The organism is Flavobacterium sp. DG2-3 (assembly GCF_030730925.1).
Lineage (GTDB): Bacteria > Bacteroidota > Bacteroidia > Flavobacteriales > Flavobacteriaceae > Flavobacterium.
Window position 1 is genome coordinate 1 of record NZ_JAVAMB010000013.1, and the last position, 25,837, is coordinate 25,837.

Below are 25,837 nucleotides of genomic sequence, written 5' to 3' on the forward strand. Positions count from 1 at the left end.
AAAATCCCCCAAATCTGCCAAATCTGCGAGAGAAAAATTATTGACAAAAATTAAAAAGAAAAATCTGTGCTAATCTGCATAATCTGTGGCTAAAATTTAACCGCAAAGCACACAAAGAAAAAAGCGCAAAGTCCGCAAAGCTTATTTGCCACAGATTAAAAGAATTAAAAAAGATTTATTATCAATCAGCATGAAATATGTTTTTTTCTCCCGCAGATTTGGCAGATCATGCAGATTTAGCTTTTAGCTTTATTTATAAAAAATCTGCGGAGATCTTTACTCAAGCAGAAAATCCCCCAAATCTGCCAAATCTGCGAGAGAAAAATTATTGACAAAAATTAAAAAGAAAAATCTGTGCTAATCTGTATAATCTGTGGCTAAAATTTAACCGCAAAGCACATAAAGAAAAAAGCGCAAAGTCCGCAAAGCTTAAAATAAACTTTGCGGACTTTGCGTAAATCTTAGCGCCCTTTGCGGTTAAATACGTCCCTGAGAACTTTTATATTCAGTCGGAGAAAGATTGTAGCACTTTTTAAATTCTTTACTAAAATGTTTTCTGTCATTAAAACCTACCATATACGTAACCTCGGCAACCGAATAACTGGTATTGGCCAATAAACTGGCAGCTTTCTTCAATCTCATATTTTTTATAAAACCTGCTACCGATTGATCTGTTAAGGATTGCACTTTTTTATACAGCACCGTTCGGCTCATTCCGATTTCGTTTACCAGATCGTTTACATCAAAGTCGGTATTGTCCAGATTGTTTTCTATAATTTGTGTTAGTTTCTTTAAAAACAAACCTTCGGGAGTATTTAGATTTTCTTCCTGAACATCTGTAATAAAGCCTTCGCCAAATTTCTGGCGCATAATTTCTTTAGCCGATAATAGATTCGCAATTGTCAATTTTAATTCTTCAATGCTAAAAGGTTTCGAAATATAGGCATCGGCTCCAGTTGAAAGTCCTTCGATTTTGTTTAAAGTCGAAGATTTTGCCGTAAGCATAATTACCGGAATATGATTGGTGTTGAGGTTTGTTTTTAAAATCGTACACAATTCAAAACCATCCATTTCAGGCATCATGACATCGGTTACAATGAGATCCGGAATTTCTTTTTCCATAAATTCCAACGCACTCGATCCGCTTGTAAATTTCAGCACTCTGTAATCTGTATACAAAACATCATAAACAAACGAAAGCACTTCTTCATTGTCATCAATAACTAAAACTGTTTTTTTACTGCTGTCCAATTCTTCCGTAAAATCTCTGTCATAAACTTCAATTTCAGTTTTCACATCAGAAATCGGATTGGCATTTTCTTCTATTTTAACTGAATTTTCAACGATTTGAGATTTTTTAAAATGTTCTTTTCCTTTTTTCAGCTTAATCGAGAAAATGGTAGTAAAGTTAGGGTCTTCTTCTGTCTGAACCTTAATTTCACCGTGATGCAGTTCAACAATACTTTTGCTTAATGCCAAGCCAATTCCGCTTCCGAGATTTGCACTTCCGCGATCGTCCAATTGGAAAAAGTTTTTGAAGATTTTCTTTTTTCTGTTATCTGGAATTCCAATACCGTTGTCTTTTACTTTGATTTCGATAAAATCTGAATTGTCTTTTTGTTCAACCGCCAAAGTGATTTTTCCGCCTTTGCTTGTGAATTTAAACGCATTTGAGAGCAAGTTGTAAATCACTTTTTCCATTTGGTTTTTATCAAAATAAATCAGCGCTGTATTGATATTGAGAACGAATTTATAATCGATTTTTTTCTCAACGGCAATACCCCGAAACGATTCGTAAATATCAAAACAAAACGAAACAATATCCTGCTGTTCGCAATAGATTTTCATGCTCCCTTTTTCGGCTTTTCTAAAATCCATTAATTCGTTGACCAATTTCAATAATCGATCCGAATTGTTTTTAATGGTTTTGAGTTTATGCTCCATATTCGAACCCTTTTCTGCACCGCTTAAAAGTTCTTCAACTGGCCCGCTAATTAAAGTTAAAGGCGTTCTGATTTCATGCGAAACATTCGTAAAGAAATCCAGTTTCATTTTATACAATTCTTCTTGTCTTTCCTTTTCGACTTGATCCAAATAATAGGCTTGTTTTAACAATTCTCGATTTCTTAAAAAACGGAATAATAAAACAGAACCTGCAATTAATAATCCCAAATAGAAAATGTAAGCCCACCAAGTTCTCCACCACGGCGGCAGCATGGTAATTTTTAAAGTTTTAATATTCGGATTCCATTCTCCACCTCCATTTGAGGTTTTAATTTGAAGCGTATAAGTTCCCGAATTTAAATTGGTCAAATTGATATAATGCTGCGAACCAATAATATGCCATTCGTCTTTATTGAACGAACTTTCCAATTTATAGGCATATTCATTTTTTTCTGGAGAAATAAAATTCATAGCACTAAATTCCAATCCGATGTAACCTTGATCGTGTTTCAACGTGATTTCGGAAGTTTCACTAATGCGTTTTTCCATCGAAACCTCTTTATTTCCGGGTCTAATTTCTTCGTTGTTTACAATAAGTTTGGTGAGAACGATTGGCAATTTGTCTTCGGTCTTAATTAATTTATGTGGTTTAAAAACAATTAATCCGTTTGAAGAGCCAAAAACCAATTGTTTCGCATTGAGTTTTGTACTGCAATTATTAGAGAACTGTTTTACTTTCAAACCATCTTTAGAAGAAAAAGAAGTGATTTCAAAATCTCTGATATTTAAAACTGGTTTTACATTTTTGGTTCTAATTTTATACAACAGATTGTTGTCGCTGATCCAGATATTTCCTTCTGAATCTTCCAAAATACTTTTGATAGTTTCGTCTGTAAAACCCATCGAACGGTTAATTTCGAAAAATCGCCCTTTCTTTTCATCAAAAATAGTAACACCTCCGCTTTCTGCGCCAACCCAGAATCGACCTTTAGAATCGGTAAACATTACAGTGAGACTATTATTCGAAAGTCCGCTTTTTGAACCTGTTTTGAAAACTCTTGTAACCTGTTTCATTTTTTTATCGAAATAATTCAAACCGTATTGTGTGGCAATCCAGAGTCCATCTTTTCTGTTTTCGATAAAAGTGATGAAGTTATCGCTAAGCGAATTTGAGCTTCCATCGGCCATGTAAATTTCGACTGTTCCGTCGGGCATAACTTTTTTCAGTCCGTTTCCGTTGGTACCAACCCATAAATCGCCGTTATCCATTAGTAACGAAGTAATTGGGCGTTCTCTCTCTTTGGAATCCTTTCGCGAAAGCGAGATAAACTGAAAAGACTTACTGCTTTTATTGAATTTGAAAAGTCCGTTGAAAGTTCCGCAATACAAATTTTGCGCGTCCTGATTCACCAAAGCCGTAATCATATTGACACTTTTGTCAAAATCATAACCTTCAATCTGATAGGAAGCATTTGTATTGTTTTTAAAATCAAGATAATTCAGACCTCCACCGTTCGTTCCCACCCAAACCGAACCGTCATTTTCTCTAGCAACAGCATTTACAAAAGCGGTATTTAAACCAAAATTGGGTTTTACAACTTCTCGTATATTGGTAAAATTGGTATTGGTTTTCTGAAAAAAGTTGACTCCGCCTCCATTTGTCCCGATCCAAATATCGTTATGACGGTCTTTTAAAAAACACTTTACGTCATCGTCTGAAAGACTGTAACTCTGCAGCGGATTGTGACCGTATTTGGTAAATTCGTTTCGGTCTTTTTTATAAACACACAAACCGTTTTTGGTCGCAAACCAAATCGTGTTGTTGTCAACTGCTGTAATATCATTTACCCAATTGGAACATAAACTAGTTTTCCCAGGTGAATTAACCAAGTAATTTTTTACGGTATTTTTATCTATATCAAATTTAAAAACGCCGTTGGCTTCGGTAGCAAACCATAAATCGTCGTTTTTTTCTTTAATGATTTTCCAGACTTTCGATTTTAGTAAATCTTGGTTTTCAGCCAAAGCATTTGGAAGCGCTTTTTTCGAACCATTTTTAGGATCAAAACATTCCAAACCTTTTGCAGTTCCGACCAAAACGCCATAATTTTTATCATAAAACAAAGACAAAACCCTGCTTTTTCTAAATGGCGAATTATGATCGTTTGAGATTTCTTCAAGTAAATATTTCTGTTTGTTTAATTTTTTGATTCCGCCAAAAGTTCCAATCCAGATTCGGTTTTCGTCGTCCTGAATTAGTGACGAAATATAATTTCTTCCGCCTTTTATTTTCTGAACATCGACACGAAGAAAAGTTCTTTCGTTTTTGTTAAATAGATTCAGTCCGTTGTTGGTTCCAATCCAAAGCTGTCTTTCGTTGTCTTCCAAAATCACATTGACGTGATTGTTGCTAATACTGTTGAGAATGTCTTTGTTGTAAACGTATCTTAGAAAATCATAACCATCGTAACTGATTAATCCGTTTGCCGTACCAATCCATATAAATCCTTTTTGGGTTTGATGGATACTGGAAATCATACTTTGCGAAAAACTCACATCGTAATCGATATGGTCAAAATACAAATCGGATCGCTGCGCCTTTGCCTCGAAAGAAATGGAAAGAAATACAATTAAACTTAAAAAGTAGATTCTGATATGCTGCATAAACGAAATTTAATAAAATCCGAAAGATTTAACGTCAATAAACCTATGAAAAAAAATCAATGGAATTGACTGCAAAATAATGTTTATGCGAAAATTTAGGGTGGGAGTTTTTTCTTTTTAAGGGGTGTAGATGTACTTTATTGGCTGATTTTATTGAGAAGTTTTCAAAATCCGGAGGATTTACATATTTATAGAACTAAGAAATACAAAACGCAATGCGACCCCGAAGGGGTCGTACCAACAATGGTGAAATTATATGCTATAAATGTTTGAACCTTTCAGGTTCATATTATACCGAAAAAAACAATTGAATTTACTATCAAATAAGCGAATTAAATTTCATACTAAAATCGACCGAATCATACTGTTTTTGCTTCTTCTTCAATCAATCCTAAAATTTTACCGTAAGTAATCGCGGCTTTATGTACCTGAATCGTCCAATCTTCTGCAGCATTATCATCGGCTCCATCAGAAATATACTTTAAGCATAAAAATGGAATATTTTCTTTCATGGCGATCATGGCTAAAGCATACGCTTCCATATCAACCACATTATACGCATCAGAACAATGTCCCATTTCGAAATTGTCACCGGTTCCGCAGATTCCTTCTCGAAGATTATCCATCAATAAACCATATTCTAAAACGGGCGGTAAACCAGAAAGTGGCGTTTCATATAATTCAAAACCTAAGCCTCGAACGTCCATATCTCTTTGTACAAATTTAGTGCAGCAGATTACGTCGCCTTTTTGAAAACAACTGCTTCCCGCCGATCCTAGATTGATAATAACGGCAGGTTTTTTCTTTTGAATCTGTTTTGTCAATTCGTAAGCGGCATTTACTTTTCCGATTCCGGTAAATAAAACGTTTTGTCCTTTAAAAACTTCCGCCGCTTCAGATGGAAGTGCAAAGCAGAATACTATATCTTCAACAGCAAATGATGCTGTTTGGTTAATCTGTATCATGAATAATTTAATTTTCGGTTTACAAAAATACGTTTAAAATTTTATGAGGCTGAAGCAATTATATAAAATCCAAAAAAGACGTTAAAATCTGTTCTGGATGCGGGATTTTGTTTTAGAAAAAATACTTTTGTTAGAATCAGTATAAAAATAATTTCAATCTTTAAATAACAGAAAGAGAGACTGAATGGATAATGAAAAATTTATTTTCTGCCTTGAAGGCGTCAAAGATATAGACGATCACACACCTACTCATGTGGTAAAATGTCTGGAAGAATTGGCAATTGACCAAGGTATTTCTAGTATTCATAAAACCTGCGACACGATCGAGGGGCTTGAAGAAAGTTTGAATATTCTTCTTTATGAAGATCATAATTTTAAGGATTATGAAATCATTTATCTTGCCATGCCTGGACAGCAAAACAATATCTGCCTTCACGATTATTATTACAGTATTGAAGAAATTGCCGAATTGTTTGAAGGAAAAATGAAAGGTAAAATTATTCATTTTGCCAATCTGAAAGTCTTAGATTTAAACGAAGAAGAAGCGCAGTATTTCTTAGACATTACTGGCGCTAGAGCAATTTCTGGCTATGGTTCGACTTACAATAAAATTGCCAGCTGCAGTACTATTGACAAGGCTTTTTTTAGTTTATATCAGGAAAATGACAATCTGATTGAGGTTGTTGAAGATCTTTATGCCAAACATTACAATTTGTGCAAACTGCTTGATTTTAGATTATATTATTAAAAATGGAAAAGAAGCAGGCAGAGAAAATAAAGACCTATAGTCCAAAGGGATTTCGTGAGAAGTTTTTAGGAGAAGACAATCCTATCCATTTGCTTTTCAAATCGAATTCTGATCATTTTTTTTGTCTGGAAATCGAAGAAATCATGCACATGCAGCATCCGGTGCCGCCTTCTAAACATTCCTGTCATACGGTTATTTTTATTTCTTCGGGCCAGCATACTATGAAGTTGGGTTATCAGGAATATATCACGACTGATAACGAAATGATAATCGTTCCCGCTGGTCAGATTTTTTCGCTAGATAATGTCAATAATATTCATAAAGGATATATTTGCCAGTTTCATCCCGATATTTTAATTCGAAAATACGGCAGTCGCGAACTGCTGAATGATTTTGATTTTTTAAAAATTTCAGGAAATCCTAAAATCAAACTTGCAGCAGAAGATATTGCGCCAATTACCAATATTTTAGAACGATTGAAAAAGGAATATTCTGAAACTACTGTTACCGATTTCAATATTGTGCAATCATATCTGATTACTTTGTTTTATGAAATGAATAAAAATGCGGTAAAAACTTCTAAAAGCATTTCGGCAGCGGAAGCCATTACAGCAAAATTCAAAGAATTGATTCATGACCATATCAAAACCCAACATCAGGTTAATTATTATTCTTCTTTATTAAATGTCACCCCAAACCATTTGAATAAATGTATTAAAACCGTAACAGGAAAATCTGCTGTCAAATGGATTGACGAAAACATATTATTGGAAGCAAAATATTTATTGTTCCAAACGACTCTTTCTGTAGGTGAAATCGCAACGCAAGTCGGGTTTGAAGATCAATCTTACTTTAGCCGTTTTTTTAAAAAAGCAGAAGGAATCTCTCCTATCCGATATCGAAAAATGATTGATAAGTCCTAATTATTGATTATAGAATCCTAACAAATATGTCTTTGTTTTTCAGAAATTTGCTTCCTCAAAAATGCAAACTATGATTTATGTTTTTAAAACTTCCGTTGATACTCAGAGCAAATTCGAATCGGCTTCTGCATTGCTAAATCAATTATTACCAGAGTCTCAATGGAATTTCGACCTTGAAGACTGTGATAATATCTTAAGAGTTGACAGCGAATTAAATGTCGCAGACCTGCTTCAAAACAATACGGTTTTTGAATGCATCGAATTGGAATAAAATACACACGCCTTCTTATCATTATATGGAATCAAAATTATACCAAAACCGAACTTTCGAAACCATCGATTATTCGGAACAAAGTCTAGCAAATACCGAATTTGTAAACTGCGAGTTCCTTAACTGTAATTTTTCTAAAAGCGATTTAAGCCATAACGACTTTCTAGATTGCACTTTCAAAAACTGCAATATTTCTTTAGCCACATTACGAAATACTGGATTAAAAAACATCAAATTTATTGGGTGTAAATTAATGGGATTGGACTTTAGCGCCTGCAACAGTTTTTTATTTTCAATGAATTTTGATGATTGCATTTTGGAATATTCCACTTTCATTTATAAAAAACTAAAGAAAACCAATTTTATAGATTGCTCTCTAAAAGAAACCGATTTCTCGAATACTGATTTATCTTTAGCGGTTTTTAAAAATTGTGATCTTTCTGGTGCCACTTTCGCAGATAGCATTCTAGAAAAAACCGATTTTAGAACCTCCAGAAATTATGCTTTTGATCCGTCAGAAAATAAAATTAAAGGCACAAAGGTTTCTCATACAGCACTTGCGGGTTTGCTCCAAAAATTTGATTTTTCCATCGAATAATTGTTCGTTTACATAAGGAAACTGAAACCGATATTAAAAGTAAAAAAGCGGGATCACAAACTAAATTGTGTCCCGCTTTTTCTATTTAATCAACCACGATTTTTTATTTTAACCAACGAGGATCTCCAATATTATTATCAATCAATGTTTGGTTTTGAACTTTGAAATTACCTGTTGCAGGGTCAACAAACTGTGGATTTGCCGTTACTCCTGATGCATCAACTTTATTTAAGGCAATTGAAGCATCCATAAAACTTGGCGCTGCATAATAGTAATTTTTACTAAATGTTGGTGTCTCTGTAGCTGCCTGATTTGTATAGATAGCCGTTGTTGACACGATCAATGTATTCATTACAGTCGAGCTGTTATCTAAGAATCTCACATACAAAATTCTTTTCGGTGCTGCTGTACTTGAAACATTATAAAGTGTACAGCTTTGTATTGAAGTTGTAGTTTTTAAACCGGTACCAGAAAAACCTCCATTAGCAGGAAGAACTGCATCTACCCTAACAAAATCACGTCCTGTAGAACAAGAATCAAACGTACTGTTTTTAAGCAGTATACTTGCAACATATGTATTTCTAAAATCGATAAAATCAGCTCCTGCATTTGTATTTACAGATTTCACAATACTATTGTCAACCGTAAATGAATTTAATTTTGAATTTGATACACTCGCCGCCATTAAAGCACGTGTATAATCATGAACATTACATTTACTGATTAAAATATCTCCATAATTAGATGCTCCTGAAATAGTTACCACTGCTGCATTAGTTAACGCTGTTCCGTGTAATTCTAAATCTACCAGAGAAAGATTAACAAGACCTGCATTTACAGTGAATTTAACATTCAGTTTTGGTTTGTTTTCTGGTCTTACCCCTCTAATGATAAGTGTTTTATTTAGAATCACCTCTCCTGTTGTTTGATAAATACCCGGCATAAGCAATAATCTAGATCCTGCTGACGCTTGAGCTATTTTTGCATTTAAGTCGTCTCCTGGATTTACTATAATACCATTTTTAAGATCAACACCACTCGTAAAAGTTAGTATTCCTCTAGTTTTAGTTCCATTTTTTAAAGTAGCAGTATAATCAGTTTCTGGGGTTAATCCTGTAACGATTGCTACTCCAGCCGTTTTTTCTTCTGCCGTTATAGTATGCGTTATATTACCTGGCTGAACTAAAATTTGAGTTACATTGCTGTTTGGTGTCCATCGTACTGTAACAGACTCTCCTTGGATTTCTTCTGCTTTAATAGGGAAGAAAATCTGCTCAGATAATGTCGTTGCAGTTGTAACCGACCATTTAGAATCTTCAAGACCAGCAGCGCTTACCGCTTTTACTCTGATCGAATAGGTTGTTTCTCCTTCTAAAGCTACTTGAATTGGAAGTTGGTCTGGCGAAACATTTAATGATTTAAAAATGGTCTTAAACTCTGGATCATCTGGACTAAATTCTACCACATAATGATCTACATTTTCATCCGTTTTAACGTTCCAGTTTAATTCAACTGTAGTCGAATTTCTAATTTTGGATGTAAGTCCAATTGGAGAAAATTCTCTTGTATTACCTATACCGTCTAACAACTCTTCATTATAACTTTCGCAGCCAGAAACTGAAATTGCAAGTAATAATAGGGTTATTAGTCCTCTAAATATATATTTTGTTTTCATCATAATAACTTAATTAATTTATTAAAGATTTTAATAACCAAAATCATTTTTTAACTGGCCATTACTTCCATCAAGAAATACTTGCCAAATTGGCCAATATTGTCTGTTATCAGGATTAACACCCGCTTTATACAATGAACTTATCTTTGCATCAGCAGCTGTGCCTGTCCATTTCCAATCAAAAGATGTATATGATGCTCCAGGATTTGAAGTTTCTCCTCTATTCAATCCGTAAATGTCTAAGCTTACATTATCTGATTTATATTTATAGTATAAAGTTGCAGGCACGTCAGCATATTCGCCAGTACGAGCAGATAAGTTTACCATTTTTTCTTTAGCCTTGTCTAAGTTTGTTTTAAGCAAATTCCAACGAATAAGAGCTTGTTTACGTTCCATTTCTCCTGTAAACTCAAATTTATTTTCTTCAACAAGAGCATTAAACATTGCTTCTTTACTGCTTAAATTATTTACATAGTTTTCTACTTTCACAGCTTGATCTGCTGAAGAAAATGATCTTCTTCTAATTTCTTTTAAATAAGGCATCGCAGCACCAGGACCTTCTAACTCATTTGCTGTTTCAGCTGCAATAAGAAGCACTTCAGCATAACGCATGTACATTTTATTAACACCATCATCATTATCTGAAGTTACTCTACGATTCATCCACTCGTAACGGTATTTACCAAAACACCAAGTGTCTAATGCAACTAACTCCTGTTTAGCAATAGGATATGGACTTGCAGGCACAGCAGTACCCCATTTGTAAGGCACGCAAGTAACATCTCTACGTAAATCTGTTTGGTCATAATCATAGAAAACAAATGGCAAAGGACCTGCTACACCTCCACGATTTGCTCCATTTTGCTGGAATTGATCACTTACAGAAGTATGTTTTACTGCAAACGTAAACAACATACGGCCACGACCATCAGCAAAAGGAAGTTCCCAAAGAGATTCTCCTCCAGCAGTAGTAATTTCTTGATTGTATTTTCTCCATAATCCTTCAAAAGTAGTTTCTAAATGAGCAGAACCGCTTTGAATCACTTCACGAGACTCTTTTAATGCCAATGCGTACATATTAGCAACTGAAAGTTCTGGATCAGTACTTCTTCTTACTCCGTCAGGATATTGCTGATAACCACTTGCTACCAAAGCCAAACGTGCTCTAAATGCTTTTACAAAAGCTTTATTTACATGTTCAACAGTGCTTGTATAAGAAGTTTCATTTGGCCATGCAACCAATGTTGATGCTTCTCCCAAATCTGCAATTAATTGCTTATAAATAACATCTCTGCTTGTTTTTGGCAAATATAAAGTTGCAGTAGTAATAGGTTCAAATCGAGCAGGAACATCTCCCCATGCTTTAAGCAAATCAGCATAATAAATAGCTCTCAATGTTAAAGCCTCTCCTAATAACTGCCCCATTTCTGTTCCAGGTTTAGGATCTCCATATTGACGCATACCAGTAATGCAAACATTCGCACGTTCAATACCTGAAAACATCATTGAATACGCATTATTCGTTGTATTCATCTCTGTATTACTTGGCTTAGCATCGTAAACACATAAATCTGCTTTATCACCTGCTGTTTGCGAAGTGTTGTACCATTCTGTATCTGTATTTAATCCGTAATATGGTAAAAATCTTCCTCTATAAGAGTTAGTCTCTGCAAATGGCACTTTTATTCCGTCAACGGCTCCCTTTGCAAGATCTGGTTCAGAAAAGATCAATGATGGATCTAATGTTGATGGTGCATCTGTATCTAAATAATCGTCTTCAAATTGCTGGCAAGAACTAAATAGACTACAAATTATCAATCCCGCTATTATTATTTTATGTTTCATTTTGTTGTCTTTTAAATTAGAAATTAAGATTCATTCCAAAAATCATTTGTCTGCTTCTTGGATAAGGACTTGAATCAACCCCTGGTGTCAGCGGGTTTTTTCTTCTGGTTGAAACTTCAGGATCAGAACCTGAGTAGTTCGTCCAAACAAAAACATTGCTTGCCGTCAAATAGAATCTTAATTTAGAAATTCCTAGTTTAGATGTAAACATTTCAGGAGTTGTATATCCTAATGTTAAAGTATTCAATCTTAAAAATGATGCGTCTTCAACTGCCCAATCTGTAAATATTGCAGTTCTCATGTATGGAGACCACATTGTTGTATTAGCATTAAGAGCTGCTAAAGCTTCAGGATTATCTGTTACTAATTGACCTGTCGTTGGATCTAAATTCGTCCATCTTTTTCCATCTGCCATTTCAGAATTAAGGTTTTTATATTTTCCTGAAGCTGTAGCTGTCGAAAATTCGATTTTATCAGCATTATACACTTCATTACCAATGCTCCAGTTAAAAGCTGCCATTAAATCAAATCCATAAGCATTTCCATTGATTACAAAACCTCCTGAGCTTTTAGGATTAACGTTTCCGATAATTGTTTTATCATTTATATCTACTTTACCATCTCCGTTAACATCTTTCAATTTCATGTCTCCAGGTTTAAGACCGTTATTGTCTCCTACTAAAGTACCAGCAGTAGGAATTACTCCGCTTTTCAGAACATATTTTCCACCTACATAATCAAAATCAGAAACCTCATATCTTCCATCATTTTTATACCCATACATAGCACCTAACGAAGAACCGACTGATATAAGGTAGTCATCTCCGATTTGTGAAGAAGCCCAACCCGTTGCCTGTCCGAAATCGCTCATAACACCTAGCGAGTTAATACGATTTTTGTTTACCGCCATATTCAATGAAAAATTCAAACCGTATTTCGCTTTTTCAATAGCTACAACATTTACAGTTGCTTCGAAACCTGTATTTTGTGTTTCTCCCATATTACGGTATTGATAATCGTATCCAGATCCTGGAACTGGGAAATTAATTAACAAGTCGCTGGTAACATTTTTGTAGACATCAAAATTACCACTTAAACGGTTTTTGAAAAATCCGAAATCTAAACCAAAGTTTTGAGTTACTGTTGTTTCCCATTTCAAGTCAGGGTTAGGCATTGTTTTAGAAGGCGCCCAAACACTCGTAACACCGTTTATCCATGTAGTACCTGTAGATTGAAAAATTTGAATTTGCTGCCCAACAGGTATATTATTATTTCCTGCTTCACCATAACTTGCTCTTACTTTTAAAAGACTTAGCCAAGATTTATTTTTCAAGAAATTTTCTTCTGAAATTTTCCATCCTGCTGCAAAAGCTGGGAAATATCCCCAACGGTTTCCATCTAAGAATTTACTAGATCCGTCTGCACGAAAAGTAGCAGAGAATATGTAACGATTTTTGTAATCATAGTTTGCACGTCCAAAAAATGATAATAATTTATCATCTGGATTATAGTAATTATCTACTAATTGCGGTGTTCCCTGACTTGTAAGTGTTTTTGCTTTTTCAAAATCAAAAAACGTTGGATATCCATGAATAGTAGTTGTTACAGTATTTGATTTGTATTCAATACTTTCTTGACCAAGAAGCGCAGTCAAATGATGGTCTTCTCCCATTATTTTTTTGAAATCGTAATTCAACGTATTAGCGTTTCTAAAACGTCTTTCTTTACTATCCCCCATAATCATAGCAGGCATATCTTGCAAAGTTGCTATTGGAGAGTTTGCTACGTAATAAGTAGTTAGCCCGTAGAAACGATAATCTAAATTGTTATAATTATCAAGACCTAAATCTACTTTCAACTTTAAGTTGTCTACAATTTCCCAACCGAAAGTTCCTAACATATTAAAGTTTTTACGAAACTGCTGACGCTCATTATCCGAAACAGATGAAAAAGGATTAATTAACACATCCGATCCATCTCCGGCTACATCCTCAGAAGTCAATCCTGATACTGGAATTGGAGCATATCCTACAATTGTTCTCATACGTGAATCTGCAGACGATTTTTCATTTTGCTCATTCACACCACCACCATCAATCTCAGTATCTGAATAACGTACCGTAAAACCGACATCAATTTTATCACTTAGTTTACTATTTAAAGCTAACGAAAGGTTGTTTCTTTTATAATTTGAACCTATCATGATTGCCTTTTCATCATAATGAGCGTAATTAAAATTATAATTAAGCTTATCTGTTCCGCCTCTAATTCCTAAATCACGGCTTTGCACTTCACCTGTGCGTCCAAAAATCTGCTTTTGCCAATTATCTCCTTTTAAACCTTTGTACATATCCTGATCCTGCCAATTTCCAAAATACTTAGTATATGAATCTGGGTCAGAAGGCACTTTTGTTCCGCTTTGAGAAAGTAATGCATATTCGTATTGCCATTTAGTATAATCTTCAGGCGACAAAACATCAATTTCTTTCGCCATAGTTTTCATACCATAGAACATATTGAAGTTTACTGCCATTTTTCCGTCTTTACCTCTTTTTGTTGTAATAAGAATTACTCCATTTGCACCACGAGATCCGTAGATTGCAGTTGAAGCAGCATCTTTTAAAACCGTCATTGAGTCAATATCAGAAGAAGAAATATCATTCATATTGTTGATCGGAAATCCGTCTACAATAATTAATGGCGAAGCATCTTGAGTAAGAGATCCTCCTCCACGAACTCTAATTTTAATATCTGCATCTGGAGAACCTTCTGATGCCGTTACCTGCACACCCGCAATTCTACCCGTTAACGCTTCAGCGACATTGGCTACAGGCACTTTTTTAAGATCAGTACCAGAAATCGTAGAAACAGCTCCAGTCAAATCAGATTTCTTAGAAGTTCCATACCCAATTACAACAACTTCATTTAAGCTATTAGAATCTTCAGACATCGTTGCATTTACTTTTGTTTTTCCGTCAGCTGAAATGTCAATGGTTTTAAATCCTATAAAAGAAAAACTTAAGACCGCTTTAGGGTTGGTAAGCTTTATTTTATAATGTCCGTCAAAATCGGTAGAAGTTCCGTTCTTAGTTCCTTTCTCTAAGACGTTTACCCCAGGAAGAGAAAGTCCCGCGGCATCCTTCACGGTTCCCTCTATCGTTGTGCCCTGTGCGTGTACTTGACTACCGATCAATAAGCACAGTAAGAAAACAAGTTTAAAGCAAAAATTTGCTCCTTTGTTTAATAGTTCTTTAAAGTTCATGGTTGATTGTTTAAGTTATTAATGTTTTTTCTTTTTGGTTTAAGTGGTTTTTTGTGGTTACTTTCAATTCATTTTTTAGTTAATTTTTGTGGTTTTATTTTAACAATACTTTATTTATAACTGTATTAAAGCTTTACGGTTAGTACATTTTCAGCCTTTTTTACTTAATCGATTTCGAAACAAAGAAAAAAAGTTGTAATCGATTACACAAACATAGATATTTTTTCGAAATGAAAAATAAAAATTCCCAAAAATTTCATAAAAAAAATTACAAATTAAAAATTATATCCGCTTTTTATGTTACATATATAATTTATACGAATATAAAATATTAAATATATTATTATTAATCGTTCATTTGATTCGATTTTTGCAAAAAAAACAATCGATTACATGAATATTAATTACGAAATTTTTAGGTGTTAATTTCACACTTAAAAAGTTAAAATAGTACTAAAAAAGTTTTTGCGAACTGGAAATATCAGTAAAATTTTATAGTGATTTTACCTATAAAAAAGATTTAATGGAGAGGGAAAAAGTAATTTTGACTATAAGTTTCGTTATTTTCAAAACAAAAAAAAGCCCTTAAACAAACGTTAAGGGCTAAAAAGAATGTAATTTTTAGAGTTAGATAGGCTGTACTCGAACCTGTTTTTGATGTAACCTCATCAAGATGAAAGTAATAATCATTCCGATCACAGACATTACAACTCCTATAAGATTTGGAGAAGAATAGCTAAATCCAGCCGCCAATGGTAACCCGCCTAAAAATGCTCCTAATGCATTACCTATATTGAAGCTTCCCTGCAATGACGCCGAAGCAATCATCTCTGCTCCTTTTGCTGTACGAATCATCAGCATCTGAATTGGCGCAATAACCGAGAATGAAATAGCTCCAGTTAAGAAAGTCAGGAATAAAGACATATATTGATTGAACGAGAAGAAATAAACTAAAACCAAATCGGTCGACATAACAAGTAAGAGCGCCAGAGTTGTAGGAGCCGGTGAAAAACGATCTGCTAGTTTTCCTCCAACAAAATTACCGACAACCATTCCTAATCCCGCTAGAATCAAGATTGATGAAACATCTTCTGGCGAAAATTTGGAGACATTAATTAATAAGGGAGCAATATAACTGATCCAAGCAAATAAACCTCCAAAACCAATTGCCGTGATTCCGATGATTAACCAAGCTTCTGTTTTCTTAAAAAATTGAAGTTGTGTTTTCATATTTACGCTTTCTCCCTTTTCAAGATTTGGCATCCATAAATAAATGGCTAAAAAGGTCAATAAACCAACAATAGCAATTAATACAAAAGTATAACGCCAGATAAAATGGTGGCCAATATAGGTACCAATTGGCACTCCTATTAAATTAGCAATGGTTAATCCTGCAAACATTATCGAAATTGCCTGCGCTTCTTTTCCTTTATCTGCCAAACGGCTTGCGACTACAGCACCCACTCCGAAGAATGCTCCGTGTGGCAATCCAGATAAAAATCGAGAAGCAAATAATACATTATAATCAGGAGCAATAATGGACAAAGCATTAAAAACGGCCAGCATTAAAGCCAAAATTAAAAGCATTTTTTTAGGCGCATAATTTCTTCCTGCGATTACTAATAAAGGCGCTCCAATAACAACTCCAAGCGCGTAAGCTGAAATTAAATATCCAGCAACGGGAATAGAGACTTTCATATCTGAAGCAATATCTGGGAGTAATCCCATCATTACAAATTCTGTAATTCCAATAGTTAACCCTCCTAAAGAGAGTGCAATAAGACTTTTTTTCATTTTGATTTACTATAGAAAGGAATAGATTTCTACGATGCAAATTTAACGCCGTTAACCTGAAAATAAATTGTAAATTTGTGATATAAAATTGTACATTTAAGTTATGCCAAAATTAAATCAGTTTAAAACTCTTGTCCTTGATGAATTTGAAGAAGAGAAATTTCATCTTCCTCCGCATACTCATACGTATTACGAAATTATCTATATTAAAAAAGGAAGTGGCATTCATCATTTGAATAACAACTTATTACCCTACAAAGCAGGAGACTTATTTGTTATTTCGCCAGACGATGAACATTATTTTGATATAAAGAAAAGCACCCGTTTTATTTTTATCAAATTCACTGACAATTATTTCAACTCCAAACAGAATCTAACCTGCGATGAGTTTTTGGTGAATACTCCTGAAAGTTTCATGAGAGATAAAATCTTAAAAGAAACAGTTTTAAAATTTGATGAACCTTGCAAAACAATTTTAAGAAACACAGTCGAAAACATCGTAACCTATAATCATTATATTGATGTTACATCTTCTCCAATTGTTTTCTATCAGATTCTTTCCATTTTTGGATTAATTAAAGAAACAATTCGAGGCATGAATCTGCAAATGAAATCGACCCATTTAGATAATGAGCAAATTGCCAATTATATTCACCAGAATATTTATCAGCCAAAATTGATTCAGGTAAAAGTAATTGCAGAACATTTTAATATTGCTCAAACTTATTTTAGTGCTTATTTCAAGAGAACTTTCAGCATTAGTTATCGCGAATATATCCATAATTTGAGAATGGCTTTAATCGAAAAAAGATTTCACAACAATCAATTGCCGATTAAACAAATTGCGTACGAATTTGGTTTTACAGACGAAAGTCACTTGACGAATTATTTCAAGAAACGTAAAAACATGAAACCTACTGATTTTAAGAAACTCTAGTTAGCGAAATCTTAAAAAAAGTTTCTTCGAGTATTTTTTAACTAAATTTGTACTTCTAAAAATAATTTCTTTGACCAAAAGAATCCACATAGTAATGCTTTTTCTAACACTGAGTTTCTTTTGGAACCCCGGTTACAGCCATGCATGCAATAGCGGACATCAAAAAGAAATTAGCACAAAAGAAGAAAACAGCTGTTCTAAAAAATGCTGTGAAAAGAAAACTTCGAAACAAGAAAAACACAATTGCGATGGAAAATGCCGTCATTCGGGCTGTACTGCCTCTGCCTTGCAATTTGTCATTTTAACTTCAAATGATTTTGATTTACAAAAAGATGTTTTCAACTTTTTTTTAAAAAACACTATTTCATCCTACAGTAATTCAACTATTTCTTCTGGATTTACTTCTATTTGGCTAAAGCCGAAAATATAATTATTGCATTTGTGACAGCCCATATTGGGTCTTTTTGAAATCAACTTTTTTAATTAATTTTAAAGGGAAATTAAATCCTTTACCTAATATTATATACAATGAAAAAATCAATCATAGCTTTAGCAACAGTCTTAACAGTATTATTTAGCGCCAATACTATTCAAGCAAACACCACAAAATCAGAATCTGGAATAACCGAAATCGTTGATGCAAGTCAGCTTCAATCGGTTTATGATTCTTATTTTGCCGTAAAAGATGCACTTATAAAAAGCGACAGCAAATTGACTTCGGCGAAAGCTGCAACTTTATTGACTGCCATTACCGCTGTAAAAATGGATAAATTAAAAAGCAACGAACATACCGTTTGGATGAAAGTGGTTAAAAAATTAACTGCTGATGCTAAAAGTATTTCAGCAACAACAGATCTTAAAAAACAGCGCGAAACCTTCAAATCACTATCTAAAAACACTTATGATTTGATAAAAGTTTCTAATCCAGATCAGCCAATTTACAAACAATACTGCCCAATGGCTGATGCTGATTGGTTAAGCAAAGAAAAATCGGTAAAAAACCCATATTACGGTTCTTCTATGCTGACTTGCGGAAATGTGGTAGAAACTATTAAATAATTCTTTGAAGATTTTTTAAACACATAGAATCATAGTTCTGAATGCTGAAAAAAGGCGTTTCACTTGCATCAATAATCATAGGCTTTACCTAAAGCTATGTGTGAAAAACTAGTTTTTTTAAATCCCTTTTATAAAGAAAAAATCTATGTTTCTATGTGTTTAATCATCATTTCATAAGTAAAAACATATGAAACTATACATCAAAAATATGGTGTGCAGCCGATGCATAATGGTGGTGAAGTCTGAGTTAGAACAACTCGGACTTCATCCTATTTCTGTTAATTTGGGAGAAGCTGAAATTGAAGAAGAAATCAATGAAAATCAGAAAGATATTTTATTGAAGAATCTTCAATCTATTGGTTTTGATTTAATCGACGATAAAAAAACAAAAACCATCGAGAAAATAAAAAACCTGATTGTCGATTTAGTTCACCACAAAAACAATGATCTAAAAATTAATCTTTCAGAATATTTGGCTGAAAACCTCAACCAAGATTATAATTCATTAAGCAATTTATTTTCTGAAGTTGAAAACACTACGATCGAAAAATATTTCATCAGCCAGAAAATTGAAAAAGTAAAAGAATTATTGATTTATGATGAACATTCGTTAAGCGAAATTGCAGATATTCTCAACTATAGCAACGTCGCACATTTGAGTAATCAATTCAAAAAAATTACGGGTTATACTCCTACTGGTTTTAAGCAATTAAAAGATAAAAACCGTATTCAGTTGGAGAATTTATAAAAGTTTTTTAACCGTAAAGAACGCAGAGAGTTACGCAATCCCGATAGCTATCGGGAGCAAAGTTTTTTAAGCTTTGCGAACCTTTTTATTTTTATATTTTTCAACGCAAAGATTATAACTATAGCTCACGGTTTCAACCGTGGGTACATACAGAGTAGAAATTCGTTACGTACCCAAGGTTGAAACCTTGGGCTATATTCATAAACGAAATTCTCAAAAAATAAATAAAAAAACGTGCTAATAATTAGCACGTTTTTCTATTTATCATTATAATGTCCCATTGCAGAAATTACTACAACAGTTACAATTTCTTCCTCAACACTATAAATTAGTCTATCTTTTTTATTTATTTCTCTAGACCAAAATCCTGAAAATTGATATTTAAGAGCCTCAGGCTTTCCAATTCCTTCAAAAGGATGCTCCGCCAATTCTTCTAATATTTTTGCAATTTTCTTAATGCTCGCTTGATTACCCGACTTAAGATGTTTTGCAATTTCTAATTGTGCCTCGGGAATTATTTCAATCCTAAACTTCCCCATATATCATTTGGATCAATTACTGTAGCTTTAGATTTTCCGCTTTTATAATCGGCATATCTTTTCTGAATTTCAGCAACAAATTCAGGATTGTATGGACTTTCTTCTTCCTCAATTTTTACACCTTTATTTGTTACAGCTAACAACTTTGCAAGTTCAAGCAATGTCTTTCCTGCTTTTGTACGCTCGTTTATCGTTATTGTTGTCATAATCTTTTATTTATGAAACAAAGATACAAAAATCGTGCTGTTTTTATTACAATAAATTTTAATCGCAAAGGTTTATGCAAGGTTCGCAAAGATTTTTTTAAGCTTTTGCTAACCTTTTATTTTACATTTTTAATTAAACACAAAAATTATAACCATACCCCAAGGTTTCAACCTTGGGTACGTGCAGGTAGGACATTCGTTATGACGAAATCGTTGTGTACCCAAGGTTGAAACCTTGGACCATGGCCTTCTCTCAAAGCCGCAAAAGCGCAAAGTTTTGTTTCACGCAGATTTCGCAAATTACAGCAGATTTAATTTGATCTTTATTTTTAAAATCTATTCTTATTTGCTTAAATCATTTTAAATCTGCGTGAAACAAAACTTTGCGACTTCGCGTCTTTGCGCGATTAATTCAATCCAGTAAAAACTTTGGGAGTTTTTTAATTTCTTCAATAAATAAAAATCTTAGCGCTCTTTGCGTAACTCTCTGCGTGCTTTGCGGTTAAAAACATCCGCGTTTAAAAAATCACTATCTTAGTAAATCTTACAAATCATCCCCAAAATTATACAAACCGAACCCGCTAATAGTTCGGAAATTTGCATTGTAAACCAAAAAGAACAAAGCAATGAAACATAAATATATAATTTCAGGAATGTCGTGCAACGGATGCCGAACCAAAGTAGAAAAGACTTTAAATGAAGTCGAAGGCGTTCAGGCAGAAGTAACATTAAATCCGCCAACAGCGACCATTACAATGGACGAACATATCCCAACAGAAAAATTTCAGGAAGTTTTAGCTGCTGCGGGAAATTATACAATTGAAATGGATTCTCCCAAAAATCACGGCGAAGCAGCTAAATCTTGCTGTTCAGGTCATAAAAAAGAAGAGCATTCACATCATAAAACAGAAACAAAAAAAGTATATCAGCACAGTGCAAACGGTGTTTATTACTGTCCGATGCATTGCGAAGGCGATAAAACCTATAACAAACCAGGAGATTGTCCAGTATGCGGAATGGATTTAGTGCCGCAGGTTACTGTTTCTGCGGCGCAATATACTTGTCCGATGCACCCTGAAATTGTTTCAGATGAACCAGGTGATTGTCCAATTTGCGGAATGGATTTGGTTCCGATGCAAGCTTCAGACGAAGAAAATAAAACGTATACCGACTTATTGAAAAAAATGAAAATTGCGATCTTGTTTACAATTCCAATTTTTATTATTTCAATGTCAGAAATGATTCCGAATAATCCTTTATATAATATAATGTCGATTGGAAAATGGAATTGGGTTCAATTTCTGTTTTCTCTTCCCGTGTTATTTTATTCAGGGTGGATGTTTTTTGTTCGCGCCTACAAATCGATTGTAACTTGGAACTTAAACATGTTTACATTAATTGGAATTGGAACGAGCGTGGCTTTTATTTTTAGTTTGGTCGGAATGTTTTTTCCAGATATTTTTCCGCCTGAATTCAAATCGCACCACGGAACGATTCATTTGTATTTTGAAGCGGCAACGGTAATTATTACTTTGGTTTTATTGGGACAATTACTGGAAGCTAAAGCGCACGGACAAACTAACGGCGCGATAAAAGAATTATTGAAACTTGCTCCCACCGAAGCTACTTTAGTAGAAAATGGAGTTGACAAGACGATTTCTATTCACAACATTAAAAAAGGCGACTCGCTTCGTGTAAAACCTGGAGAAAAAATCCCAGTTGACGGAAAAATAACTTCTGGCGAAAGCAGTATAGATGAATCGATGATTACAGGAGAGCCAATTCCTGCAGATAAAAAAACAGGAGATGCTGTAATTTCTGGAACAATCAACGGAACCAAATCTTTTGTGATGATTGCCGAGAAAGTAGGTTCAGAAACCATGCTATCACAAATTATCCAAATGGTAAACGATGCGAGCAGATCTCGCGCTCCAATTCAGAAATTAGCCGATCGCGTTTCTAAATATTTTGTTCCGACTGTTGTAATTATTTCGGTTTTAACCTTTTTCCTTTGGGCAAAATTTGGTCCAGAACCAGCTTACGTTTACGGATTAATTAATGCGATTGCCGTTTTAATTATCGCTTGTCCTTGCGCTTTAGGATTAGCAACTCCAATGTCGGTTATGGTTGGAGTTGGAAAAGGTGCGCAACAGGGAATTTTAATCAAAAATGCTGAAGCATTGGAAAACATGAATAAAATCGATGTTTTAATTACCGATAAAACTGGAACTATTACGGAAGGAAAACCTTCTGTTGAAAAAATATTCGGTTCAAATAATGACGAAGATTTGCTGCTTCAAAACATTGCTTCGCTAAATCAGCATAGCGAACATCCTTTGGCGCAGGCCATTGTCAATTTCGCGAAAGCTAAAAATATTTCGACAAAAGAAGTTCAAAACTTTGAAACTATTGCCGGAAAAGGTGTTTTAGGAACAATCGAAAACAAAAAAATCGCTTTAGGAAATAAAAAGCTGATGGATGAAATTGGTGCTTCTATTTCTGAAGATTTAGAAACTAAAGTTATTGCCGAGCAAAATCTAGGAAAAACGGTTTCTTATATTTCTATTGAAAAAATGGTTTTAGGTTATGTAACGATTACCGATGCAATTAAAGAAAATAGCGTAAGAGCCATAAAAGAATTGATCGCTCAGGGCGTTGAAGTCATTATGCTAACGGGTGATAACAAAAACACAGCAAAAGCCGTTGCCGATCAGTTGCATTTGAGTTCGTTTAAAGCCGATTGTCTTCCAGAAGATAAACTAAAAGAAATAGAACGTCTTCAAGCTGAAGGAAAAATTGTGGCAATGGCGGGTGACGGAATCAACGATGCTCCGGCTTTGGCGCAATCCAATATCGGAGTTGCGATGGGAACGGGAACTGACGTAGCGATCGAAAGTGCCAAAATAACTTTGGTAAAAGGCGATTTGCACGGAATTGTAAAAGCTAAAAACTTGAGTCACGCTGTAATGTCAAATATCAAACAAAATTTATTCTTTGCCTTTATTTATAATACACTGGGCGTACCAATTGCAGCGGGAATTTTATATCCGTTTTTCGGAATTCTGCTTTCGCCAATGTTGGCAGCGGTTGCGATGAGTTTAAGTTCTGTTTCTGTAATTGTTAATGCTTTAAGATTGCGAAATCTAAAATTATAGGTTGGGGCGAATTATTTAATAGAAACATAGTTTTGTATTGTGTGTAAAGACGTTTCACTTACATTAATACACATAGCGCTATGTGTGGAAACTAGTTTCTTTTATTCTCTTTTTTAAAAATACAAATCTATGTTTCTATGTGTTAAAATTAAACTACGTTCAATTTCGCGCAAAAAACAAACTAACAATCTGATATGAAAATCAAATATATTCTTCTTTTATTTCTAATTGCTTTTCAGCTAAAGGCACAAAAAGTCGTGCGTTACGATTTGCACGTTCGAGATACAATTGTCAATTTTTCTGGTAAAGAAAAACGTGCTATTGCTGTAAACGGTCAAATTCCGATGCCGACTTTGACTTTTACCGAAGGCGATATTGCTGAAATTTACGTGCACAACGATCTTGAAAACGAAGACACTGCAATGCACTGGCACGGATTATTTCTTCCCAATAAAGAAGATGGAGTTCCGTATTTGACGCAAATGCCAATTAAGCCAGGAACAACTCATAAATATACTTTTCCAATTATTCAGAATGGAACGTACTGGTATCACAGCCATTCTGGTTTGCAGGAACAAATTGGTTTGTACGGGCTTTTCATCATCAACAAAAAGAAAGACGATTCAACAATCCGAAAAGGAATTGACGATTTGCCGACGATTCCAGTTATTCTGAGCGAATGGTCCGATTTGAAACCTGAGAATATTCAGCGAATGCTGCATAATGCCAACGATTGGTTTGCGATCAAAAAAGGAACAACGCAAAGTTATGCCGAAGCCATTAAACAAGGACATTTTTCGACCAAAGTGACCAACGAATGGAAACGAATGAATGCTATGGATGTCAGCGATGTTTATTATGAAAAATTTCTAATAAATGGCAAAAATGAGTTGCAGTTTTCTGATTTAAAACCAGGTTCGAAAGTCCGTTTGAGAATTGCCAACGGAGGCGCATCAAGTTATTTTTGGCTGACGTATGGCGGAGGAAAAATAACCGTTGTAGCCAGCGACGGAAATGATGTCGAACCCGTAGAAGTTGATCGTTTGATTATTGCCGTTTCTGAAACGTATGATGTTGTAGTCACGATTCCAGAAGATAATAAAGCTTTTGCTTTTTTGGCTACAGCCGAAGACAGAACGGGATCTGCTTCTTTGTTTTTAGGAAATGGAGAAAAACAACCTGTTCATCATCTTTCGAAATTAAAATATTTTGAAGGTATGAAAATGATGAACGATATGATGAAGATGAACGGCGAAATGAACGACATGGGTATGAATATGTCTCTCAACAAAATGGATATGAATGCCGTAATGTATCCTGAAATTTCGGGAGAAGACGAAAATACAAAACCTGCAATGGACCATTCTCAACATAATATGGAAGGAATGAAAATGGAAAGTGACAGCACTGAAACTCCAGAAATTGTTACTTTAAATTATGATATGCTGAAATCGCCTTTTAAAACTACGCTTCCAAAAGATGCTCCCGTAAAAGAATTGCGTTTCGAATTGTCTGGAAATATGAACCGTTATGTTTGGAGTTTAGATAATAAAGTAGTTTCTGAAACGGATAAAATCTTAATTAAAAAAGGAGAAATTGTTCGCATTACCTTATATAATGGTTCGATGATGCGCCATCCGATGCATTTGCACGGACATGATTTTAGGGTTTTAAACGAACATGGAGATTATTCTCCTCTAAAAAATGTTCTGGATATTATGCCAATGGAAACCGACACGATTGAATTTGAAGCCAATGCCGATGGCGACTGGTTTTTTCACTGTCATATTTTATATCATATGATGGCGGGAATGGGACGAATTTTTAGTTACGAAAATTCAGCTCCGAATCCGTTGATTCATCATCCCGAAATGGCTTTTAAAATGCTGAAAATGGACGATCGAATGTTTCATTTTATGGCCGAGAATGATTTTGCCACGAATGGAAACGACGGTGAAGCCATGTACAGCAACACGCGCTGGAGCATAGGCACGGAATGGCGTTTGGGTTACAACGACAAACATGGTTATGAAACGGAAACGCATATTGGAAGATACATTGGTAAAAATCAATGGCTGATGCCTTTCATCGGTTTTGACTGGCGTTACCGAAAAATGGGAATGGACGAACAGGAACAGAATATTTTCGGACAGAAAAACACCAAAGACAATCGTTCTGTTTTTAGTGCAGGTTTAGAATATACTTTGCCAATGCTGATAAAAGCCCAGGTTGAAGTTTATACAGATGGAAATATTCGTTTACAATTTGAACGAAAAGACATTCCGCTTTCGAGACGTTTGCGAATGAATTTAATGTGGAATACGGATAAAGAATATATGGCGGGACTAAAATATGTCGTTGGCAGAAACTTCGGAATCACAACGCATTATGACAGCGATATGGGAATTGGATTTGGATTAAACTTGAATTATTGATCTTTTTTGAACCATATAAGTTATTTAAGTTCATCTTAAAGTTTACAAAAACATTAACAATTTGTAAGA

The 25,837-nt window shown here is 34.4% G+C and carries 18 protein-coding genes; 10 read left to right on the plus strand and 8 right to left on the minus strand.

Features of this window, described 5'->3' with window-relative positions; translation table 11 throughout:
- Positions 1–477: 477 nt before the first annotated feature.
- Positions 478–4,608 (minus strand): hybrid sensor histidine kinase/response regulator transcription factor, encoded by a 4,131-nt coding sequence (locus tag Q9Q97_RS16715; protein ID WP_306159161.1) that lies wholly within the window; start codon positions 4,606–4,608, stop codon positions 478–480.
- 359 nt (positions 4,609–4,967) lie between these two features.
- A complete protein-coding gene (locus Q9Q97_RS16720; protein WP_306159163.1) occupies positions 4,968–5,573 on the minus strand; it encodes a nucleosidase in 606 nt (201 codons plus the stop codon).
- 184 nt (positions 5,574–5,757) lie between these two features.
- Between Q9Q97_RS16720 and Q9Q97_RS16725 the strand changes: the two genes are divergently transcribed.
- From Q9Q97_RS16725 to Q9Q97_RS16740, 4 genes are all read left to right on the plus strand, one after another.
- Positions 5,758–6,321, plus strand: a complete 564-nt coding sequence (locus tag Q9Q97_RS16725) for a DUF6642 family protein (RefSeq protein WP_125722622.1) — start codon at positions 5,758–5,760, stop codon at positions 6,319–6,321.
- A 2-nt stretch (positions 6,322–6,323) separates the two neighbouring features.
- Positions 6,324–7,244 carry an AraC family transcriptional regulator gene (locus Q9Q97_RS16730; RefSeq protein WP_306159165.1) on the plus strand — a complete coding sequence of 307 codons (921 nt, stop codon included), beginning with the start codon at positions 6,324–6,326 and terminating at the stop codon, positions 7,242–7,244.
- A gap of 70 nt (positions 7,245–7,314) precedes the next feature.
- Positions 7,315–7,515 carry a hypothetical protein gene (locus Q9Q97_RS16735; RefSeq protein ID WP_306159166.1) on the plus strand — a complete coding sequence of 67 codons (201 nt, stop codon included), beginning with the start codon at positions 7,315–7,317 and terminating at the stop codon, positions 7,513–7,515.
- The gene (locus tag Q9Q97_RS16740; protein ID WP_306159168.1) at positions 7,493–8,113 is read left to right on the plus strand and encodes a pentapeptide repeat-containing protein; all 621 of its coding nucleotides are present in this window, start codon (positions 7,493–7,495) and stop codon (positions 8,111–8,113) included. The genes Q9Q97_RS16735 and Q9Q97_RS16740 overlap by 23 nt, the downstream gene beginning before the upstream one ends.
- Positions 8,114–8,216: 103 nt before the next feature.
- Here Q9Q97_RS16740 and Q9Q97_RS16745 read toward each other — a convergent pair whose 3' ends face one another.
- From Q9Q97_RS16745 to Q9Q97_RS16760, 4 genes are all read right to left on the minus strand, one after another.
- Complete coding sequence (locus Q9Q97_RS16745) at positions 8,217–9,791, minus strand: DUF5123 domain-containing protein (RefSeq protein WP_306159170.1); 1,575 nt, start codon at positions 9,789–9,791, stop codon at positions 8,217–8,219.
- 27 nt (positions 9,792–9,818) lie between these two features.
- Positions 9,819–11,633, minus strand: a complete 1,815-nt coding sequence (locus Q9Q97_RS16750; protein WP_306159172.1) for a RagB/SusD family nutrient uptake outer membrane protein — start codon at positions 11,631–11,633, stop codon at positions 9,819–9,821.
- A 16-nt stretch (positions 11,634–11,649) separates the two neighbouring features.
- Complete coding sequence (locus Q9Q97_RS16755; RefSeq protein WP_306159174.1) at positions 11,650–14,895, minus strand: TonB-dependent receptor; 3,246 nt, start codon at positions 14,893–14,895, stop codon at positions 11,650–11,652.
- A gap of 627 nt (positions 14,896–15,522) precedes the next feature.
- Positions 15,523–16,689, minus strand: a complete 1,167-nt coding sequence (locus Q9Q97_RS16760; protein WP_306159176.1) for an MFS transporter — start codon at positions 16,687–16,689, stop codon at positions 15,523–15,525.
- Positions 16,690–16,792: 103 nt separating this feature from the next.
- On the opposite strand from Q9Q97_RS16760, the gene Q9Q97_RS16765 reads away from it, so the two are divergent.
- The 4 genes from Q9Q97_RS16765 to Q9Q97_RS16780 all read left to right on the plus strand — a co-directional run bounded on the left by Q9Q97_RS16765 (position 16,793) and on the right by Q9Q97_RS16780 (position 19,433).
- Complete coding sequence (locus Q9Q97_RS16765) at positions 16,793–17,626, plus strand: AraC family transcriptional regulator (RefSeq protein ID WP_306159178.1); 834 nt, start codon at positions 16,793–16,795, stop codon at positions 17,624–17,626.
- 94 nt (positions 17,627–17,720) lie between these two features.
- Positions 17,721–18,056 (plus strand): hypothetical protein, encoded by a 336-nt coding sequence (locus tag Q9Q97_RS16770; RefSeq protein WP_306159180.1) that lies wholly within the window; start codon positions 17,721–17,723, stop codon positions 18,054–18,056.
- Positions 18,057–18,154: 98 nt separating this feature from the next.
- Positions 18,155–18,685 (plus strand): DUF3347 domain-containing protein, encoded by a 531-nt coding sequence (locus Q9Q97_RS16775; RefSeq protein ID WP_306159182.1) that lies wholly within the window; start codon positions 18,155–18,157, stop codon positions 18,683–18,685.
- A gap of 187 nt (positions 18,686–18,872) precedes the next feature.
- Positions 18,873–19,433, plus strand: a complete 561-nt coding sequence (locus Q9Q97_RS16780; protein WP_306159184.1) for an AraC family transcriptional regulator — start codon at positions 18,873–18,875, stop codon at positions 19,431–19,433.
- 257 nt (positions 19,434–19,690) lie between these two features.
- Here the strand turns inward: Q9Q97_RS16780 and Q9Q97_RS16785 are convergent, their stop codons facing one another.
- Both Q9Q97_RS16785 and Q9Q97_RS16790 read right to left on the minus strand, forming a co-directional pair.
- Entirely contained in the window at positions 19,691–19,972 is a 282-nt protein-coding gene (locus Q9Q97_RS16785; protein WP_306159186.1) for a Txe/YoeB family addiction module toxin, read from the minus strand.
- Positions 19,948–20,178, minus strand: coding sequence for a DUF2683 family protein (locus tag Q9Q97_RS16790; protein WP_306159188.1), 231 nt, complete (start codon positions 20,176–20,178; stop codon positions 19,948–19,950). The genes Q9Q97_RS16785 and Q9Q97_RS16790 overlap by 25 nt, the downstream gene beginning before the upstream one ends.
- Positions 20,179–20,804: 626 nt before the next feature.
- On the opposite strand from Q9Q97_RS16790, the gene Q9Q97_RS16795 reads away from it, so the two are divergent.
- Complete coding sequence (locus Q9Q97_RS16795; protein WP_306159190.1) at positions 20,805–23,333, plus strand: heavy metal translocating P-type ATPase; 2,529 nt, start codon at positions 20,805–20,807, stop codon at positions 23,331–23,333.
- Positions 23,334–23,527: 194 nt separating this feature from the next.
- A complete protein-coding gene (locus Q9Q97_RS16800) occupies positions 23,528–25,768 on the plus strand; it encodes a multicopper oxidase family protein (RefSeq protein WP_306159194.1) in 2,241 nt (746 codons plus the stop codon).
- Positions 25,769–25,837 lie beyond the last annotated feature (69 nt).

Excerpts from the sequence above, each read along its gene's own strand:
- Q9Q97_RS16725 (WP_125722622.1), top strand. The coding sequence starts at position 5,758 with ATGGATAATGAAAAATTTATTTTCTGCCTTGAAGGCGTCAAAGATATA.
- Q9Q97_RS16735 (WP_306159166.1), top strand. The coding sequence starts at position 7,315 with ATGATTTATGTTTTTAAAACTTCCGTTGATACTCAGAGCAAATTCGAA.
- Q9Q97_RS16765 (WP_306159178.1), top strand. The coding sequence starts at position 16,793 with ATGCCAAAATTAAATCAGTTTAAAACTCTTGTCCTTGATGAATTTGAA.
- Q9Q97_RS16785 (WP_306159186.1), bottom strand. The coding sequence starts at position 19,972 with ATGGGGAAGTTTAGGATTGAAATAATTCCCGAGGCACAATTAGAAATT.
- Q9Q97_RS16720 (WP_306159163.1), bottom strand. The coding sequence starts at position 5,573 with ATGATACAGATTAACCAAACAGCATCATTTGCTGTTGAAGATATAGTA.
- Q9Q97_RS16760 (WP_306159176.1), bottom strand. The coding sequence starts at position 16,689 with ATGAAAAAAAGTCTTATTGCACTCTCTTTAGGAGGGTTAACTATTGGA.
- Q9Q97_RS16770 (WP_306159180.1), top strand. The coding sequence starts at position 17,721 with ATGCTTTTTCTAACACTGAGTTTCTTTTGGAACCCCGGTTACAGCCAT.
- Q9Q97_RS16780 (WP_306159184.1), top strand. The coding sequence starts at position 18,873 with ATGAAACTATACATCAAAAATATGGTGTGCAGCCGATGCATAATGGTG.
- Q9Q97_RS16755 (WP_306159174.1), bottom strand. The coding sequence starts at position 14,895 with ATGAACTTTAAAGAACTATTAAACAAAGGAGCAAATTTTTGCTTTAAA.
- Q9Q97_RS16775 (WP_306159182.1), top strand. The coding sequence starts at position 18,155 with ATGAAAAAATCAATCATAGCTTTAGCAACAGTCTTAACAGTATTATTT.
- Q9Q97_RS16730 (WP_306159165.1), top strand. The coding sequence starts at position 6,324 with ATGGAAAAGAAGCAGGCAGAGAAAATAAAGACCTATAGTCCAAAGGGA.
- Q9Q97_RS16750 (WP_306159172.1), bottom strand. The coding sequence starts at position 11,633 with ATGAAACATAAAATAATAATAGCGGGATTGATAATTTGTAGTCTATTT.
- Q9Q97_RS16790 (WP_306159188.1), bottom strand. The coding sequence starts at position 20,178 with ATGACAACAATAACGATAAACGAGCGTACAAAAGCAGGAAAGACATTG.
- Q9Q97_RS16745 (WP_306159170.1), bottom strand. The coding sequence starts at position 9,791 with ATGATGAAAACAAAATATATATTTAGAGGACTAATAACCCTATTATTA.
- Q9Q97_RS16795 (WP_306159190.1), top strand. The coding sequence starts at position 20,805 with ATGAAACATAAATATATAATTTCAGGAATGTCGTGCAACGGATGCCGA.
- Q9Q97_RS16715 (WP_306159161.1), bottom strand. The coding sequence starts at position 4,608 with ATGCAGCATATCAGAATCTACTTTTTAAGTTTAATTGTATTTCTTTCC.
- Q9Q97_RS16800 (WP_306159194.1), top strand. The coding sequence starts at position 23,528 with ATGAAAATCAAATATATTCTTCTTTTATTTCTAATTGCTTTTCAGCTA.